The organism is Vibrio sp. 1751 (assembly GCF_033339895.1).
GTDB classification, from domain to species: Bacteria; Pseudomonadota; Gammaproteobacteria; order Enterobacterales; family Vibrionaceae; genus Vibrio; species Vibrio alginolyticus.
The window spans coordinates 24,009-42,316 of record NZ_JAWOVM010000040.1; the positions used below are offsets into that span (position 1 = coordinate 24,009).

The following is an 18,308-nucleotide window of genomic DNA, read 5'->3' on the forward strand; positions in this document are numbered from 1 at the left end:
ATGCCGAGCTTTGTAGCTCGGCATTTTTTATGTCTTCTTTTCGCTTGTTTACTTTTAGTTTACTGCTTCATCAATAGTACAGCACATATCAATAACGATATCTTCAAGCTTTTCCGGATGAATCATCTCTTCTTTTGGGATCCCAAATTGAGAGGCCATAATGGTATTAAACAATTCCCAATGCTTGATCAGCAGTTTTTCGCGATTATCTGCAATATCCGGCCATGTTTCTTGCATCATTGGCGCGAGACTGACAGCACCATGTGCGAAGATCAACATTTGCCACTTTGATTCCCACTGATCAAATTGTGCATTAGGGTTTTCGCTGTTGTACTGCTCGAAAATTCCGGTAAATATCGCAGCGAACTCATCTTTTGACTTTAAGAAATACTGCAGCAGAGCACCGTCATCGCCTTGTCGAATGGCATCGGCGATCATCTGTACTGGGTGAGGATTGACGAGAGCAAATGCTAGCATGCGAACCATAAACAGATAAATTTTTCTATTCGAAGGTGTGTTCTCCGGCATTTCATTGATGAGTTCAGCCATATAGCACTGCATGAACTCGTCCATTGCATCGCTAACCGCTTGCCAGATTTTCTCTTTGCTGCCGAAGTGGTGACGGATCAAACTATGTGAAACACCAGCCTTTTCACTGATATTGCGCAGCGAGACACGCTCGTAACCAAGTTCACAAAACATATCTGCTGCCACTTTAAGGATCAGACACTTAGTTTGTTCTGCTGCTTCAGCACTTCTACGCCCCTGCTTTCTTTCATTCATAGTTCGAATTTTCCCGAATATTAATCACGCGCTTACTTTTACCAGAAACCGAACGCTTTGACTAATTAATTTGCTATCCACCTGGAAAATATGTTGATCAATTTCAAATTCTGCTTATACTGCACGACTGTGTAATATATAAAACCTACGGAGAAAGCGGGTGCGAAAACAATATTTAAAGCGCACTTTAGTTGGCGCAGTGGTGACATTAAGTCTTTCTGGGATGCTAACTGGGTGTAATAAAGCCATTTCTGAGCCGTCTGAACCTTTAATCAAACCTGTAAAATTACTGGCGGTGAAAGACCTAGAACTTGAAGACTCGCACGCCTTTTTAGCGCGTATTGATGCAACACATCGCGCGCAGCTTTCTTTTCAGGTTGGTGGAGAGGTTGATGAATTACGTGTACGCATGGGTCAAAAAGTCCAAAAAGGTGAAGTGCTCGCAACGTTAGACCCTAAAGATCTTCAGCTTGCGTTAGATGCCGCTCAAGCGCAGTACGCGTTAGCGAAAACACAATGGGACCGCGCGAAAAACCTTTACGGAAAAAAACTCATTAGTACTGATGAGTACGATCAGAAAGAAACTCAATATAAAGCGGCATTGGCGAACTACGAACAAGCTAAAACCGATTTGAGCTATACCAAAATTCACGCACCGTTTGATGGCATTGTGTCATATACCTATGTCAACCCGTTTCAAGTAGTAGCAGAGAAGCAGGAGATCTTGAATCTCATTGATAACACGACGTTGGATGTATCTTTCACCTTGCCAGTAAGTTATGCGGAATCTGTATCACTTGAGTCACTGCAAAACTCCGATATGTGGGTGACGATGGATAGCGAGCCAGGAAAACGTATCCCTGGGCAATTTAAAGAAATCTCGACGCAGCCAAACATCGATACCAATAGTTATGAGGCGATCGTGACCATCACTCGACCAGAAGATCGCAATTTGCTGACAGGTATGACTGGGCAGGTACACATTGCTAAACAACATGTATCGGACGCGATGACGTTACCTCAGTCTGCTTGGGTCAACAAAAATGGGACGCAAGGTGAAGTTTGGGTAATGGACAGAAGCACGCAGCAGGTCAATAAAGTCACTGTGTCACTTGACGCAGCAGGTGGTGTGAAAGCCGGGCTTGATAACAATGATTACGTTGTTATTGCTGGTGTTGAGAGACTGGTTGAAGGACAAGTGGTGAAAGCTTGGGTTCGTGAGGGAGGCATTTAATGAAACGTTCTCTACTTACGATCTCTGCGATTGCACTTGCAGTTTTAACAGGGTGCAAAAATGAAAACCAAGCTATCGTCGAGCAGCCACTTTTTGTGTCGACTATCTCGGTGGATGCACCAGTACAAAGTCAACATCGCGCGTTCAAAGGCATAGTAGTGCCTGCAGAGCAAACGCCAATGGCATTTCGCCGCGCTGGGGAAGTTCAGCACGTATTGGTTAAAGCGGGTGACGTTGTGAAGCAGGGGCAAATGATCGCAAAGCTAGATGATAGCAAAGAGAAGCAAGCCGTGAATGACGCAGAAGCACAATACACACTTGCAATTCGTCAGCTTAAACGCGGTGAAGACTTGCATGCACGTCAAATGATTTCAAAAGCGGAACTTGATGAGCTAACCGCCAATAAAGAGCTAGCTGAGGCTACTTTCTATAACGCGACCAATCAATTGAATTACACCCGTTTATTCGCCCCGTTCGCCGGTAAAGTATCCGATGTTTTCAAAGAACGTTTTGAGCGTGTGGCAATTGGTGAACCCGTGTTAAACCTATACCAAAACGATTTGGTTTACGTGCGTATTGAGCTTTCCGACAATGTTTTAGCGATGGTAGACCCAAACTCAGACAGCATGAGCTACAAGCCTAGAGCAACCTTCTCCGGCATCGATGGCAGATTTGCTTTGGACTATTTAGAGCACACAAGTGAACCCAACGCTGAAACTCAAACCTACGAAATGTACTTGACGATGCCACAGCCAAAAACAGAGATATTGCCGGGAACCAGCGTAAGCGTTTTGGTCGATATGGTGAAGGCGGGCATTACCTCTATCGATGGTTACAGTGTGCCTGTCACGGCGCTTCAAGCAGGCAGTGAAGGGAATGAGTTCTTTGTGTGGAAAAAAGAAGGTGACATTGTCACACGGGTGCCTGTCATGATTTCTCAAGTGAATGGCAATGGAGCCATTGTGTCGTCAGGTGTTAGCCAGGGCGATATTCTGATTAATTCAAATCTGCGTAAATTACGCGAAGGTAAACATGTGGATGTTGTGGAGAATAACCAATAATGAACATTGCTGAGTATTCAATAAAAAACAAAGTCATCAGCTGGTTGTTCATTATTATCCTTGCTGTTGGTGGTTTAACGTCATTTTTGGAGCTGGGACGATTAGAAGACCCGGCATTTACGATCAAAGATGCCATGATCATCTCAACATACCCTGGCGCGACGTCAAAAGAAGTTGAAGAAGAGCTGACGTATCCTCTAGAAAAAGAGATTCGAAAACTCCCTTATATCGACAAAATTACCTCTACGTCTTCTAATGGTATGTCTCAAATAACGGTGAGCATGGAAATGGACTATGGTCCTGATGAACTGCCGCAAATTTGGGATGAAATGCGCCGTAAAATTAATGATTTACGACCATCATTGCCTCAAGGTGTTCAGTCTTTACAGATCATTGATGATTTCGGTGACGTTTATGGCGTGATGTTAATGCTCACTGGTGACGATTACGACTATGTAGAGCTGAAACGTTATGCGGATTACCTGACCCGTGAAATCGAGCTTGTTGATGGTGTTGGTAAGGTAGACATCACGGGCGATCAGCAAGAAATGCTATTCGTTGAGATCTCACTTGATCGCCTTGCTGCACTGAACTTAGACATGAATGTGGTTTCGAGCTTGTTGAACCAGCAAAACAATGTGGTTTCAGCAGGTGAAGTGATGGTCAATGGCGAAAGCCTTGTTATTCGCCCAAGCGGCACCTTAAACACTGTAGAAGCACTAGAAAATCTGATCATTCATGGCCGTGACACAGGAAATCTAATTCGTCTAAAAGACGTAGCAACGATTTCTCGCGGTATTCAAGAGAAGCCAAGCAACGTCGTACTCTTTAACGGTCAAAAAGCGATTAATATCGGTATCTCGTTTGCATCGGGTGTGAACGTGGTTGAGGTTGGTGAACGTTTGGATGCGGAGCTCGCGAGCCTTGAGTCTATCAAGCCTGCTGGCATCGATATGAACTACTTTTACAACCAAGCCAATGAGGTGGATGAATCTGTTAAAGCGTTTGTAATTAGTCTAGCGGAGGCAGTGGCGATCGTAATCATTGTGTTGCTGTTTACTATGGGTTTACGCAGTGGTGTCATCATTGGAGTTGTGTTGTTATTGACGGTATTTGGTACCTTCATTTTGATGAATTACAACAACATCGAACTGCATCGTATTTCTCTTGGCGCGTTAATTATTGCCTTGGGTATGCTGGTTGATAACGCGATTGTTGTCGTGGAAGGCATATTGGTTGGCCTAAAGAAAGGGCGTACCAAAGTTCAAGCGGCTGTCGATATTGTAAAGCAAACACAATGGCCTTTGCTGGGCGCAACTGTTATTGCAATTACGGCTTTTGCACCTATCGGCTTGTCGCAAGATGCGACAGGTGAGTTCATGGGCTCTCTATTCTGGGTGCTGTGTTTCTCACTATTTTTAAGCTGGATTACCGCTATTACACTGACGCCTTTCCTTGCCGATCTTTTGTTGAAAGAGGAAAACAAAGAGCAGGGTACTAGCGAAGATGATCCTTATAAAGGCTGGTTGTTTGTCGTATTTGGGGCATCACTGAAATTTGCATTGCGATTCCGCTGGCTTACCGTTGCTGGCATGGTGGCGCTATTAGTGGGTGCTGTCGTGGCATTTGGTAATGTAAAACAGCAGTTCTTCCCACCATCGAATACGCCGATGTTCTACGTGGATATGTGGATGCCAGAGGGTACTGACATCCGTGAAACGATTAAAAAAGCTGAAGAGGTCGAAAGCTACATTCGTCAGCAAGATGATATTGACTTTGTTTCTGCTTCGATTGGGCAGGGCCTACAGCGTTTTGCTTTAACCTATCAACCAGAAAAAAGTTACGAAGCGTACGCGCAGTTCCAAGTTCGCGCGACTGATCGTGAGAAAATGTTTGGTTTACTGCATAAGTTAGATGCGAATCTGGCGAAAACATTTGATGCGCCTACGTTCCAGTTTAAATTGATGGAATTTGGTCCATCACCAGCGTCTAAGATCGAAGCGCGTATTACTGGCCCTGAACCACAAGTTTTACGTGACTTGGCGGTGCAAGTTGAAGACATCCTTCATACCGACCCTGGTGCTCGAAACATTCGTCACGATTGGCGAGAGCGCACCAAGGAACTTGTACCCGCTTTCAATGAGTCTAAAGCTCGTCGCTTAGGTATTTCGAAAGAAGATCTTTCAAGCACACTGCAAATGGCGTTTGGTGGTAGCACCTTAGGTTACTTGCGTGATGGTACACATACGTTGCCAATTATGACACGCCTTCCTGAAGAAGAACGCGTAGATTTTGAATCACTACAAAACGTGACCATTTGGAGTCCTTCGTTGCAAACGTATATTCCGGTTGATCAAGTGATTGATGGCGTTCAACTGGATTGGAGTGAGCCGCTAATTCAGCGTCGTGACCGTAAGCGTACGTTAACCGTTCTCGCGGACCATGATGTGTTGAGTGACGACACGGCAGCAAGCTTATTTGCTCGTGTACAGCCTAAAGTGATGGCATTGCATGTTCCAGAAGGATACGAAATCACATGGGGTGGTGAGTACGAATCATCCAAAGATGCACAAGAAGGCCTATTCGGTTCATTGCCGATGGGTTACTTGTTGATGTTCATCATTACTATTTTACTGTTTAACTCAATCAAAAAGCCGTTGGTCATTTGGTTCACCGTTCCGTTAGCGATCATTGGCGTTGCTTTTGGTTTGCTTACCACGAACATGCCGTTCAGTTTTACAGCATTCCTTGGTTTGTTAAGCCTAAGTGGCATGATTTTGAAAAACGGTATTGTGTTGCTTGACCAAATTAACCTTGAGTTGGAGTCAGGTAAAGATCCTTACCTCGCGATTGTCGATAGTGCGATAAGCCGCGTTCGTCCGGTAAGTATGGCTGCCCTAACAACTATCTTGGGGATGATTCCACTGGTCTTCGACGCCTTCTTTGGCTCGATGGCAATAACGATTATGGCAGGTCTTGGTTTTGCTACTGTACTGACACTGATAGTGGTGCCAGTGATGTTTGCAATTCTGTTTAGGGTAAAACCGACCACTGCATAGGGACTCCTGGCTATTTGCCAGCTTCCTGCCTAGCCCTGAAGGTTTTCTTCGGGGCTTTTTTGATCTTACTAATATATACCAAACCATTCATTTGCTTGATTTTAATGATTTTCTTACGATTACAATGCAAATCATGCGTATACTGATGTAACGACACATCAAAGATTGAGATTACATGAATAAACGCATATTAAACGGACTCTTCTTCGTTGGTTCTTTCACCTTGGTTGGCTGCACCGCGACGGATAGCATGCCGACAGAAACCAAACAACCTGCCCCTAAAGTCAACAGTGTTAGTGCTGAAGTCATTTCCAGTTGGATTGATAGTAAGGTTTTAGCCCCTGAAGGGCTGTCGCTCGAGCAAGACAATCTACGTTATCTATCGGGTAGCGCCGACCTAAACAGCGACGGCAAGGCAGAACACATAGTGTTGCTTCAAGATCGCTATTTCTGTGGTAGTGGTGGCTGCTCTGCATATATGTTTGATAATGAGGGAAACGTTATTAATCGAATGTCGGTAACTCGCACGCCTATTGTACTAGCCGACAGTTACAGTAATGGTTGGCAGGACTTTATCGTTTGGAGTAATGGCTCATATCGACTCATGAGTTACAACGGTGAATCTTATCCAAGTAACCCGTCACTAGAGCCAAAGGTGGATCGAGACGCTAACCAGCAGGCGGCAATCGCAAATGTAATGGCGACAGAGCTTTATCAGCAAGACGGCTATGACATTCTGCCCGCAGATTCAAAAACCTTGTGGACGCCAGCTAACGTTTACCACTTTACCTTCAAGCACTACGGTGACCCGCATAGCGCTTATCAAGCAACGGTGGATATGAGCAGTGGGGAAGTAGACATTGTAGCCGTTCCGGCTGCGGAATAAAAAACACCTCCCTTACGGAATTAAAGGGAGGTGCTAAATGCCAAATTCGAGGGTGGCATTGTTAACCGGAGTCGCTCTAATTAAGCTGCGACTTCTTGTTTCGCTTCTGCTTTGCTTTTTAAGAATGCGTAAGTAAAGCCAGTGACCGCCGTACCCGCTGCAATAGCCACTAAATACATTAATACTGGTGAAATTGCGTTAGGAATTAGCAGCACGAATAGACCGCCGTGTGGTGCCATTAATTTCGCACCGAATAGCATCGATAGGGCACCAGTAAGCGCGCCACCTGCCATACAAGATGGAATCACGCGCATTGGATCTTTCGCAGCAAATGGAATTGCGCCTTCAGAGATGAAACACAGGCCCAAGACAAATGATGCTTTACCTGCCTCACGTTCATTTTGTTCAAATTTGTTCTTCGCAATGAAGGTCGCTAAACCCATACCTAGCGCAGGAACCATACCTGCGGCCATGATTGCCGCCATTGGCGCGTAAGTTTGTGAAGCCAAAAGGCCAACACCAAATGCGTAAGCGGCTTTGTTTACCGGGCCTCCTAGGTCGAAGCACATCATTGCGCCAAGGATAATACCCAGTAGTACTGCACTGTCAGAACCCATGTTGTTTAGGAAGTCAGTCAGGCCGTTCATGATGCCTGAAACTGGGCCGCCTACGATGTAGATCATGACAAGGCCAGTGAACAATGTTGCTACAAATGGAATGATCAGAATTGGTTTAAGCGCTTCCATCGATTGTGGGAGTTTTACTTTGTCCGCAAGGAGCTTCGCTGCATAACCGGCAATGAAGCCAGCTGCGATACCACCTAGGAAACCAGCACCCGTTGAACTTGCTAGCATACCGCCAACAAGACCAGGAGCCAGACCCGGACGGTCAGCAATTGAGAACGCGATGTAACCAGCAAGTACAGGAATCATCAATGCGAATGCAGAGCCACCACCAATGTTCATCAAGGCTGCTGCTAGTGTGCCTTCTTCTTTAAATGCTTCAATACCGAACACGAAAGATAGAGCGATGATCAAACCACCTGCAACGACGACAGGAAGCATGTGCGAAACACCCGTCATTAGGTGTTTGTAAGCGCCTTTTTTCTCTTCGGTGGAAGATGAAGAGTTAGCTGAACCAGAATGTTGATACACCGTGGCTTGCTCGAATGCTTTGTCCATCTCTTCGGCTGTTTTCTTCAGAGCTGGACCTGTTTTCGTGCGGTACATCTTTTTGCCGTTAAAGCGATCAAGTGGCACTTCAATATCCGCAGCAATGATCACCAGATCGGCGTCTGCAATTTCTTGCTCAGTCAGTTGGTTTTTAGCGCCAACTGAACCACGAGTTTCCACCTTGATTTGATGGCCACGACGCTTGCCTTCTTCTTCTAAAGCTTCTGCCGCCATAAAGGTATGCGCAACGCCAGTAGGGCATGCCGTGATTGCAACAATCTTCTTTGATGCTGATGTTGTATCTGTAGTGATAGGGGCTGCAAGTGTGGTTGCTTTTTCAAGTAAAGTGGCGTTTTCAACCGCTTGCTGGAGAAACGCAGTTGCGTCTTTTGCTACTTCGCTAATTTCCGCTTGGTAAACCTTTTTTCCTACAAAACGAGAAGTGTCGACGCTAGTATTTGCCGCAATGACAATGACTTCTGCTTGTTCAACGTCAGCTTCCGTCAATAGTGTTGGTTCAACCACACTTGATTGACATTCTATTTTGGCATTCCAGTTTAATTTTGCGGCGGCTTGTTCTAGTAATCCTGCCGCAAGGATGCTATTTGCTACACCGCTCGGACAGGCAGTAATAATGGCAATATTCATACGATAACCTTCTGTTCCTTAGTTTTGTTCTAAGTTTGTAATAGGGTAAAGCGCGCTAACTTCAGTTTGTCGCTTGATATTTTCCAGTTCTTCCTGACTGGTTAGCCCTACGCCAACTTGACTAACTGCCAAAGCAGAAAGTGCCGTAGCGAAGCGCAATAAATCGTTTTTAGGCATCAGTTGCATGTGGCCCCAACACAAGCCAGCGACCAGCGTATCGCCTGCGCCAACGGTGCTCACGACATGCATTCGAGGCGGTTTTGCACTAAGCCATTCGCCTTGGTTGAGCCACATAACACCGTCAGGTCCCATAGAAACCACGATGTTTTCTATGCCTTTGTCGCTCAGTGTTTGCGCTGCAGCTTGGCACTGTTCAGGTGTTGCTAGATGTTCGCCAACAAAATCACCAAGTTCTTCATCGTTAGGTTTAATTAACCATGGGTGAGCATCAATACCTGACTTCAATGCGGCTTTGCTACTGTCGAACAACACCTTTTTGCCTTGTTGATGCAGTGCTTCTATCCATGCAGCGCATTGTTCAGCGGTTACGCCTCCAGGTAAGCTACCTGCAAGTACAAAGTAATCATGCGTCTCCGCTAGACGAAATAGTGTCTCCTCAAAGCGAGTAATTTCGTCGGCCGCTACTTGAACGCCAGGGAAGTTGATATCACTGACGTTGCCATTGGCCTCAACCAGCTTAACGTTGATACGAGTGGCACCCTCTACTTCCACAAATTCATTCTTAACGTTGATGTCATTGAAAAGCTGATGAAATAGCTCTGGGTTATCTTTACCGAGAAAGCCGGTAACCGTGACGTCTGCGCCTAAATCGCTCAATACTTTTGCTACGTTGACACCTTTACCTGCAGCGTGGAGATTGCTTTGCTGTACTAAGCTCACGGAACCAACGTTTAGTTCATTTACTGAACCTGTTAAATCCAATGCCGGGTTGAGCGTAATAGTGACAACCTTATTTGTTTTGTTTGTCATATCGGATCCTTAACCTTCACCAAGGCCAGAAGCGATTGCATTTCCGATAGACTCCAAGGCTTGCGGCGCATCAGGGCCTTCTGCTGTAAATTGAAGTTGGTGACCGTGCTTAACGCCCAGTGCGATGACTTTCATTAGGCTCTTCGCGTTTACTGCTTTTCCATCTCCGTCTAAGTTGGTAACACGTATAGTGGATTCAAACTTTTTCGCTTCTGCGACTAACATTGCCCCCGGACGAGCATGTAGGCCGTGAGAGTTTTTGATTTTAAATACAGCGGTATTGCCTTCTTCTGAAGATGCGGCTGTGACTTCTTCACCTTTGAACAAAGCAAGAATCTGTTCTACTGATGCATCTAAAAGCTTGCCGTGTTCATTGTTAAACACAATATTAGAAAGGGTTTTTAGGATAGGTTGGTGAGCATTGTTACATGCTGCGAACGCGAAAAGTGCACGCACTTTTTGACCTTCATATTCGCAGTCGTTTGCCGTCGAGACAAATGACACACCTGTGCGAGTGACATGTTTGTCACTGCCAATTAACCACAGGCCATTACCTAAGTGAGTTGGTTGTTTGGTAACGAGATCGGCAACGAATTCGTTATCAGCACATCCCGTATTTTTCAACAGACCACCTGCAACAGCACTCATCTGTAGCATGTCGCTCGCAGGGAACATCAGTTGGATTAAAGAAGCGTCAAAGTCTGCTTCAAGCTGAACATCACCGTGCAGTAGGGCGATGATTTCGTCTTCATTTTTTGCATTACGCAGACGCTCTTCTACGCCATCTGCGCCTAGCACTTTGGTGAGCTGTTTAAGAATGCCAAGGTGTTCATCAGATTTAGCTGCGATACCGATAGCGACGAACACAGTATTGCCATCACCCCAGTCGACACCTTGTGGGAAGTGATGCACAGCAACACCCGTTGTTTTCACCATTGCACGAGTGTCGGTTGTACCGTGCGGGATGGCGATACCGTTCCCCAAAAACGTAGAGTTTTGGTTTTCACGGTTTAGCATGCCTTCAACGTAACCGCGTTCAACTAGGCCTTTATCAGTAAGGCTATGAGCAATACTCTTTATTGCTTCAAACTTATCTGTCGCTGATTGCGAGAGGGTAATGTCGTTCTTATTTAGCTTAAGCATGGTGCTTCTCCAGCCTTAAGGTATCAATTTAAAAATGTATTCTGTGTGAGAAGTTGAACGCCGCTGCTTCTGAGCGCTTATCACTCCTCAAACCTTTTATCTTTCAAGCTAAATCGATTCAGCTTGTTGGTAAATTTTTTAAAAGACTCAGAAAAACTGTTTTAAAAACTGACGTTAACAAACGAGCCTTTGCCGCTGTCCTATAGCCTAGCTCACAAATTGGTTTGTTGCGTGTTCGGGTGATTTACGTCAATTTTTAAGTTTTGCTGAATCCTTTCAGCTTTTATACTGAATCGGTTCAGCTTATAATTCAACTTATCGAAAGATCGTTGATGTATTAATATGATCGCGCGCACAGAATAAGGTTTAGAATATGACACTGGATGAAATAGCCAAATTAGCGGGTGTTTCTAAGACAACTGCAAGCTATGTGATTAACGGAAAAGCGCAGAAATACCGCATCAGCGAGAAGACTCAGAAAAAGGTGATGGCCGTTGTAGATGAGTACAATTATAAGCCAGATCATGCGGCGTCTTCCTTGCGGGCAGGTAATTCACGCTCATTTGGGCTTATCATCCCAGACTTAGAGAACACCAGTTATGCGCGTCTTGCAAAGCTGATAGAGCAGAACTCTCGGAAAGCGGGGTACCAAATTTTGATTGGCTGCTCTGATGATGATCCTGATACAGAGCAAAAGGTGGCGGAAGCATTAGTCAGTCGTCGCATTGATGCGTTGTTTGTGGCAAGTGGTATGCCCACTGCAAACGAGTATTACCTTAAGTTGCAAAATTCTGGTACGCCAGTTATCGCGCTAGACCGTCCAATGGATGATGAGCACTTTTGTTGTGTCATCAGCGAAGATTTTGATGCCGCACTTGAACTCACTCAGTCAGTACTGTCAGAGGATATTAAGTCCATTGGCTTAATCGGTGCATTGCAAGATCTTCAAGTCTCAAAAGAGCGTGAGCTCGGTTTTCTATCTGCTTCTCAACAAGGTGGCAAAACGGCAACAGTGGGTTATGGACAACACTTCTCCCGGGAAGAAGGCAAGAAAGTCTTAGAGAGATGGTTAATAGAGAACGCATTGCCAGATGCCATTGTTACAACGTCATACACACTGTTAGAAGGTGTGTTGGATGTAATGCTAGAAAAACCAGAACTGATGGGAAAGGTGCGTTTAGCGACATTTGGTGATAATCGACTGCTGGACTTCTTGCCTGTGAAAATCAACTCTTTGCCTCAACAGTTTGAGTTGATCGCGGACAGCGCAATGGAGTTAGCACTCAACGCTTCCGCCAAGCGTTACAAGCCTGGCGTAGAACTTATCCCGCGTAAAATTGTGAAACGTCACTAAGTAACTAAATAGGTTGCTCAAAGCTTTACTTCAGCCGTCAGCGCCACAAATGCGTGGTCGCTGGCGTTTTTATCTCTGTCATAAATCGGGTTGACCAGATGTTGGTTAGACACCTGATAGTCAACAACCTCGGCAACCGATATATCTGATAAGGTATCAAACTCTTGTGAGAGCAAGATATAGTCGAGTACATTCCCAGTGGAAAAATGATAGTGCGTGGCTGGGCGTTCATCCTTCAGGGGGGCACTTTGCAATAACCAACCATCTTTGAGTTGTAATTCAGTGACGCTGTCACCAGTATTGGATACCAATGCGCTGTTAACGCTGATAGGAGTGATAGGTTGATTCATATCGCCCATTAACACTGTCGGCATTGGTTCTTTTCGATACCTCTTTTGCATCGCGTCTCTTAACATCGCTGCTTCCCAGCCTCTTTGCTGGGTGGATAACCAGCGCCCAATAATCGTGCTAGACGTTTCTGGTTGTTCTGAGTCGGCCGGGCGTTGAGATTTCAGGTGCGTTACGTAAACGGCGATATGACCAAGTACAGGATGTATTACTTGGGCATAGATAGGTTTGCGACTGAACTCTGGAGCAACACTTACTCCAAAAGGCTCAAGCGTTGCTAAGTCAAACTCTACCGCTTGTACTTTTTCTATTGGAAACCGAGAGGCGATTGCCACAACAGGGCTTGAGTAAATGTACTCATCCTCAACATGTGGGGTGTCAACGGTCGCAAAGTAGGGGTAGCCGATGGTTGAAAAGAATGCCTGGGTCTTCTCGATACTGAACACTTCTTGTAAGCCAATCACGTCGCCTTCCAGTTTTTCAACTTGACGTTGCGTCCACGAAAGTTTGTCTCGCCATTGCTCTAACGAGTATATGTTCTCGAAATCATAGTAGGCGTTAGGCGGTGCGACAAAATTAAACAAGTTCGCAGTGACAAAGGTAATTCTACTTGGTTGAGACAAAGTATTCACTCTTTTCAACAATAACTTAGAGAGTATATACCTTCAGGTTGCGTAATTGCAGCTTCGTTTGAGCTACGCATCGGTATACAAGCTAACGAGCGACAAGTTAAATGGGTTAAGAGGTGCTCAAATGCCAAGGCGAATCGGTGATTGAACATCGGCAGAGGTTTCTATTTTTAAGCATTGCGTTTAAACTTCAGGGCATCAAATAGTAAGAGTAAGTAACATGACCCAAGATTACGACCACGAAGAGTATTTAGAAGGCGAAGAGATTGAGATCGAAGCGATTGGCATCGATGTTGATGCGCATCCAATCGAACTGTACAAGCTTTTTAAAATCGCAAACTTGGTCAGCGGTGGCGGCGAAGCAAAACATATCATCGAGGAAGGCTACGTCGCGGTGAATGGTGAACTAGAAACACGTAAGCGCCGCAAGATGTATGATGGTGACTTTTTTGAGTTTAACCAGGAATATTATGTTGTGGTTTGCGATGCGCCAGTAACCGAACCTGAAACGGCAGAGCAAAAAGCAGAAAAGAAAGCGAAGAAAGAAGCGCAATCTGCACGTAAAGAGAAATCTCGCCAAAGCAAGCCAGCTAAAGGCTCTGGACCTAAGTCAACAGGCCGAAAAGCAGCGCATAAAGAACGTAAAGCGCAGAAAGAAGCGTTGTCTCAGTCTGCTAAGAAAGGCAAAAAAGAAGAAAAACCGCAAGCCACTCGTGATCCGAAGAGCGGTCGTAATTCTATTGATTTTTTCTAGGGAAATGAACGCTTAACTAAATAAGTGACATCTGAGTAAAACTAAAAAGCGCCGAGCATATTATATCGGCGCTTTTTTGGTTTCACTGTGCTGTAAGTGGGCAGTGTTAATGCACAGTCGTCTCGATGTTTAGGCTATCTGTCCAGTGATGAATGGCGCAAGGCTTTCCTAAGTAAAAGCCTTGGTAATAATCCAAATTAAGTTGATACATAGCTTGTAGCTGCACGTCTTCTTCAACCCCTTCTATAATGACTTTTGCTCCCATATGATCCGCTAGATCAACGGCGCTATGTATGGAAAAGGTTTCTCCGGCGCAGTAGTCTAGCAAATAGGAACGATCGATTTTGATGATGTCAGGGCAGAGCTGCTGAACACGTGCGATATCAGAATGTTGGGCGCCAAAATCATCGATAGCAAAGATAAAACCATTTGCTTTCATTAACTGTACGGCTTTGATTAATAAATCCGTATTTCCGCATGACTCTTCGACTACTTCAAAAACGACGTCTGATGGGCTCATACCAAGTTCGGAAAGGCGTTTGTAAAGCAGACCGTTATCTTTAAAGCCCATGTCTTTGGTTAGTGTGAGTAGCGTTTGAGGCATGACGTTAAGAAACAGTTTGATCGGCGTCCCCGCGAAATAGCGTGCAAAATTTCGAATGTGCATTGCTCTGGATAAAAACTCTACACATAAGCGAAAGTAGGGATCAAGACCATTATTGGCCAGAAACACGTCAGGACGAATTAGGGAACCATCAATGCCACGAATACGCAGTAAGGCTTCCATACCAATAATACGTTGGCGTCTATCAAAAATTGGCTGATAAACACTGTGAAAAGTGAATTGATTGAGAACTACGTAATATTCACCAAGATTATCTTGTTTTATGTATCGCTCGTAGTCGGATTGATTCTTTAACTCCATGAAAAACGCCGAAAATTTAGCATCTTGCCAATGTAACAGGGTGCAATTCTGATTTGAAGAATCAAATGTGCCTAATTACATATGCGGTTGAGTTAATTTGAAATGGCTTCCGATTTTGCTTCAATATGGCGGAAAATAAGTGACAGACCAAAACAGATTAAGAAGTAAGCAAGGCCGACAATCAACCAAATTTCAAATATATACCCTGATGAATTTGCCATCTCTGTCCCAACAAACGTCATTTCTTGTATCGAAATCAGTGAAACAATAGAGGTGTCTTTCACCAAAGAGATGGTTTGACCGGCAAGTGCAGGTGTTATTGATTTAAGCACCTGTGGCGCGATAACAAATCGGTATTTCACCCATCGAGACAAGCCCAATGAGTCAGCCGCCTCCCACTGACCTTGGTCGATACTTTGTAAACCACCGCGCACAACTTCTGCAATGTAGGCAGAAGAGAGTAAGCCGACGCATAACACGCCAGAGGCAAGGTTTTCCCAAAGGTTAGAAGGCCCAAACAGAAAGCGCTGTAGCGCATTTGGTTCGCCGTTGTAGTTTCGTAGAAGATCTTCCAAACCGAGTAACGGGATCAATTGGTTAGAAATGAAAAAGTAGAAAATAAAAACAAACACCAACGGAGGGATGTTTCTCACTAACTGGATAAACGCATTGGCAGGTGTGCGCAACCAAACGGAACGAGAGAAGCGTGCTAAGCCTAACAAAGTGCCAAACACTAATGCGAAGCTGATGCCCCAAATACTGAGCCTTAACGTCGAAATCAAACCTTGGAAGAAGTAGGGCAAACCACCATCTGCTCTAGGCGTGAAAAGTAATTCAAGCGCCTCTTTCCACTGCCACAAATAATGCACACCAACAGCGGACCGATGGTACAGCCAAACACCACCGATACCGCACATAACAAGTAGTACCCAGTCTAGTGTGTTTAATTGCGGTAAAAGGTAGCCTGTGCTGGATTTCGCGGGTGCTGTGCGAGTGGTAGTGTGTTCGCCCAAAAATTTGACTCCGATAAGTTATGGAAAAGTAAAATGGATGATTGGAGAGTATAGGCTCGCGGCGTCCACGAGCCATTTAGATTACTGGCCTTGTGCGACTTGATCTTGCCAATCTAATGTCGAGAACCAGTATTCATAACGTTGTTTTAACCATCCATCTTGGGTTCTTGCTTCAATCCATTTATTGAAAAAGGCCTTTTTATCTTCTTCCCCCAAGCGAACTGCAAAGGCTTCGTTACCTTGTGATAGTCGCTCAGAGAATGGAAGGAATAGTTTGTCGCTGTGTTTCACTGTCTCATGTTCAGGTTTTGGGCTAGAAGCAATAACCGCGTGGGCGTTACCATTCAGCACCTCTTGGAACGCTTGCGCGTCGTCATCAAATTGCAGGATCTTCGCTTTCGGGAAGGTTTCTCTGGCTACTTGAACGGTGAATGCGCCGCGACGAGCCGCAATTTTTACGCGTCGTGAGTCAAAATCGGAGAATTCGCTAAAACCAGAGGCGAGTTCTTTGTTTGCTGCTACTTGAACGCCTGAGTGCGAGTAGGGCTCAGTAAACAAGACGCTTCTGGAACGCTCAGGCGTAACCGACATGCCACCGATGATCACGTCGAACTTTTTCGCCAGTAGTGCGGGAATAATGCCATCCCATGCAGTCGGTACGAATTCCACTTTCAAACCTGAATCTTGTGCTAAGCGTTTGGCAACATCGATTTCAAAACCGATTAACTCACCTTGCTTGTTACGCATTGCCCAAGGTACAAATGTTGACATACCAACGCGCAAAGTGCCTCGTTCTTTGATTTGATCTACATTGGGTGTGGCGACATCTTCTTTCGCGATTGTAGGCATAGCGATGGCTAGCCCTAATAATGCAGTAATGGTCGCTTTGAATAACTTCATGTTATCTCCTTATAATTTGCGCCAACTGGCTCCGAGTTTGTGTTCTAGCCATGCAGACAAGCCAGAAAGTGACAGAGTGAGAGCAAGATAAATTGCTGCCACGGTGAACCAAATTTCGAACGGCATCGCCGTCTCTGAGACGATGTTGCGTGCCTGTGTTGTTAGATCAAAAATCGCCATCACGCTTACAATGGAAGAGTTTTTGATCAAAGAAACCACTTCATTGGTTAATGGCGGTAATGTGCGCTGTAAAACCTGAGGCAAAATTACGTCTTTGTAGGTATAAAACGGTGATAGCCCGAGAGTTTGTGCTGCTTCGAATTGCCCTTTAGGAATACTGTTTAAACCTGCACGGAATATTTCCGCGGTGTAGGCACCTTGGAAAAGGGACAATGCCAAAACGGCGGTGCTGAATCGGTCCAAACCAATCGCGGGGCCAAACACGAAGTAGAGTAAATAGATTTGCACCAACAACGGCGTGTTACGTATTACTTCGACATAAGTGGTACCAATAACATTGCCGACTTTCGAATCGCTCAGCCTTAGTAACGCGGTAACCAACCCTAATACTAAGGTAAAAAATAGACTAATAGCCGAGATGTTAAGCGTTACCAATAGCCCATCAATAAGTTCTGCCGGCCACCATTCGCCATCTTCATAAAAAGCGATGTAATCAGGTACGCGCTCCCATTGCCATTGATAGCCCATAGCGTCGGCACCAGAGTCCAACACCCACACAATCGCGATGAAGAGGAGCGTCATTTGCAGTAAAGCTTGAAGGACAGGTTTGATTACGCGAATTATCATCAGTAACTTAAAATTTGGTTCAAAAATGCTTGGGTTCGTGGATGCTGTGGTGTCTCAAATAAGGCGACTGGAGAGTTCATTTCCACGATTTGGCCTTCATCCATAAATACCACGCGGTTCGCTACTTTTTTGGCAAATCCCATTTCATGCGTGACGCAAATCATCGTCATTCCGCTTTGAGCCAGCTCAACCATGACATCCAACACTTCGTTGATCATTTCCGGATCAAGCGCTGAAGTTGGCTCGTCAAACAGGAGTAAATCCGGTTCCATACACAAGGAGCGGGCAATCGCGACGCGTTGCTGCTGACCGCCAGAAAGCTGGATAGGATACTTACTCGCTTGCTCTTCAATATTGACTCGCTTTAGGTAATGTCTTGCGCGTTTTTCAGCTTCTTGTTTTGATAATTTGTGTGTGCGAATCGGCGCTAAGGTGAGGTTTTCCAGTACAGTCAAATGAGGAAAAAGGTGAAAGTGTTGGAACACCATGCCGATTTTACCGGGCTTGAGAGATTTTGCGTGAGAAGGCTGGTCGAACACATGAAGCTGGCCTTCTTGAATCGATTCAAGATGATTGATGCAACGAATGAGCGTTGATTTTCC

At 45.1% G+C, this 18,308-nt stretch carries 16 protein-coding genes; 6 read left to right on the forward strand and 10 right to left on the reverse strand.

Annotated features, from left to right (window positions below; all coding sequences use genetic code 11):
- Nucleotides 1-54: 54 nt before the first annotated feature.
- Nucleotides 55-783 carry an efflux transporter transcriptional repressor VdeR gene (gene vdeR, locus R7041_RS13755; RefSeq protein WP_005376423.1) on the reverse strand — a complete coding sequence of 243 codons (729 nt, stop codon included), beginning with the start codon at nucleotides 781-783 and terminating at the stop codon, nucleotides 55-57.
- A 160-nt stretch (nucleotides 784-943) separates the two neighbouring features.
- Here vdeR and R7041_RS13760 point away from each other — a divergent pair, with 160 nt between their 5' ends.
- From R7041_RS13760 to R7041_RS13775, 4 genes are all read left to right on the forward strand, one after another.
- On the forward strand, nucleotides 944-2,017 hold the full coding sequence (locus R7041_RS13760) for an efflux RND transporter periplasmic adaptor subunit (RefSeq protein ID WP_017820965.1): 1,074 nt from the start codon (nucleotides 944-946) through the stop codon (nucleotides 2,015-2,017).
- Nucleotides 2,017-3,078 (forward strand): efflux RND transporter periplasmic adaptor subunit, encoded by a 1,062-nt coding sequence (locus tag R7041_RS13765; RefSeq protein ID WP_005376420.1) that lies wholly within the window; start codon nucleotides 2,017-2,019, stop codon nucleotides 3,076-3,078. The genes R7041_RS13760 and R7041_RS13765 overlap by 1 nt, the downstream gene beginning before the upstream one ends.
- A complete protein-coding gene (locus tag R7041_RS13770) occupies nucleotides 3,078-6,137 on the forward strand; it encodes an efflux RND transporter permease subunit (protein WP_064354753.1) in 3,060 nt (1,019 codons plus the stop codon). Before R7041_RS13765 ends, R7041_RS13770 begins: the two co-directional genes overlap by 1 nt.
- A gap of 175 nt (nucleotides 6,138-6,312) precedes the next feature.
- On the forward strand, nucleotides 6,313-7,023 hold the full coding sequence (locus R7041_RS13775; protein WP_064369268.1) for a hypothetical protein: 711 nt from the start codon (nucleotides 6,313-6,315) through the stop codon (nucleotides 7,021-7,023).
- Nucleotides 7,024-7,103: 80 nt separating this feature from the next.
- Here the strand turns inward: R7041_RS13775 and fruA are convergent, their stop codons facing one another.
- Genes fruA through fruB form a run of 3 tightly spaced genes read right to left on the reverse strand, consistent with a single transcriptional unit; the run spans nucleotide 7,104 to nucleotide 10,976 of the window.
- On the reverse strand, nucleotides 7,104-8,843 hold the full coding sequence (gene fruA, locus R7041_RS13780; protein WP_005376409.1) for a PTS fructose transporter subunit IIBC: 1,740 nt from the start codon (nucleotides 8,841-8,843) through the stop codon (nucleotides 7,104-7,106).
- Nucleotides 8,844-8,861: 18 nt separating this feature from the next.
- Nucleotides 8,862-9,833 carry a 1-phosphofructokinase gene (pfkB, locus tag R7041_RS13785; RefSeq protein WP_005376406.1) on the reverse strand — a complete coding sequence of 324 codons (972 nt, stop codon included), beginning with the start codon at nucleotides 9,831-9,833 and terminating at the stop codon, nucleotides 8,862-8,864.
- A 9-nt stretch (nucleotides 9,834-9,842) separates the two neighbouring features.
- Complete coding sequence (fruB, locus tag R7041_RS13790; protein ID WP_005376404.1) at nucleotides 9,843-10,976, reverse strand: fused PTS fructose transporter subunit IIA/HPr protein; 1,134 nt, start codon at nucleotides 10,974-10,976, stop codon at nucleotides 9,843-9,845.
- Nucleotides 10,977-11,349: 373 nt separating this feature from the next.
- Between fruB and cra the strand changes: the two genes are divergently transcribed.
- On the forward strand, nucleotides 11,350-12,330 hold the full coding sequence (gene cra, locus R7041_RS13795) for a catabolite repressor/activator (protein WP_005376402.1): 981 nt from the start codon (nucleotides 11,350-11,352) through the stop codon (nucleotides 12,328-12,330).
- Nucleotides 12,331-12,347: 17 nt separating this feature from the next.
- Here the strand turns inward: cra and R7041_RS13800 are convergent, their stop codons facing one another.
- On the reverse strand, nucleotides 12,348-13,301 hold the full coding sequence (locus R7041_RS13800; RefSeq protein ID WP_064369267.1) for an endonuclease/exonuclease/phosphatase family protein: 954 nt from the start codon (nucleotides 13,299-13,301) through the stop codon (nucleotides 12,348-12,350).
- 226 nt (nucleotides 13,302-13,527) lie between these two features.
- On the opposite strand from R7041_RS13800, the gene R7041_RS13805 reads away from it, so the two are divergent.
- Nucleotides 13,528-14,061, forward strand: a complete 534-nt coding sequence (locus R7041_RS13805) for an RNA-binding S4 domain-containing protein (protein ID WP_206949000.1) — start codon at nucleotides 13,528-13,530, stop codon at nucleotides 14,059-14,061.
- 106 nt (nucleotides 14,062-14,167) lie between these two features.
- On the opposite strand, the gene R7041_RS13810 is transcribed toward R7041_RS13805, so the two are convergent.
- The 5 genes from R7041_RS13810 to R7041_RS13830 form a co-directional block, all read right to left on the reverse strand.
- Nucleotides 14,168-14,986, reverse strand: a complete 819-nt coding sequence (locus R7041_RS13810) for an EAL domain-containing protein (RefSeq protein ID WP_005386068.1) — start codon at nucleotides 14,984-14,986, stop codon at nucleotides 14,168-14,170.
- A gap of 92 nt (nucleotides 14,987-15,078) precedes the next feature.
- Nucleotides 15,079-15,999 carry an amino acid ABC transporter permease gene (locus R7041_RS13815; protein WP_017820957.1) on the reverse strand — a complete coding sequence of 307 codons (921 nt, stop codon included), beginning with the start codon at nucleotides 15,997-15,999 and terminating at the stop codon, nucleotides 15,079-15,081.
- An 81-nt stretch (nucleotides 16,000-16,080) separates the two neighbouring features.
- Entirely contained in the window at nucleotides 16,081-16,899 is an 819-nt protein-coding gene (locus tag R7041_RS13820) for a transporter substrate-binding domain-containing protein (protein ID WP_064369266.1), read from the reverse strand.
- 9 nt (nucleotides 16,900-16,908) lie between these two features.
- On the reverse strand, nucleotides 16,909-17,706 hold the full coding sequence (locus tag R7041_RS13825) for an amino acid ABC transporter permease (RefSeq protein WP_064369265.1): 798 nt from the start codon (nucleotides 17,704-17,706) through the stop codon (nucleotides 16,909-16,911).
- On the reverse strand, nucleotides 17,706-18,308 hold a 603-nt coding region (locus R7041_RS13830), incomplete at its 5' end, for an amino acid ABC transporter ATP-binding protein (RefSeq protein ID WP_318128645.1). The genes R7041_RS13825 and R7041_RS13830, both read right to left, overlap by 1 nt.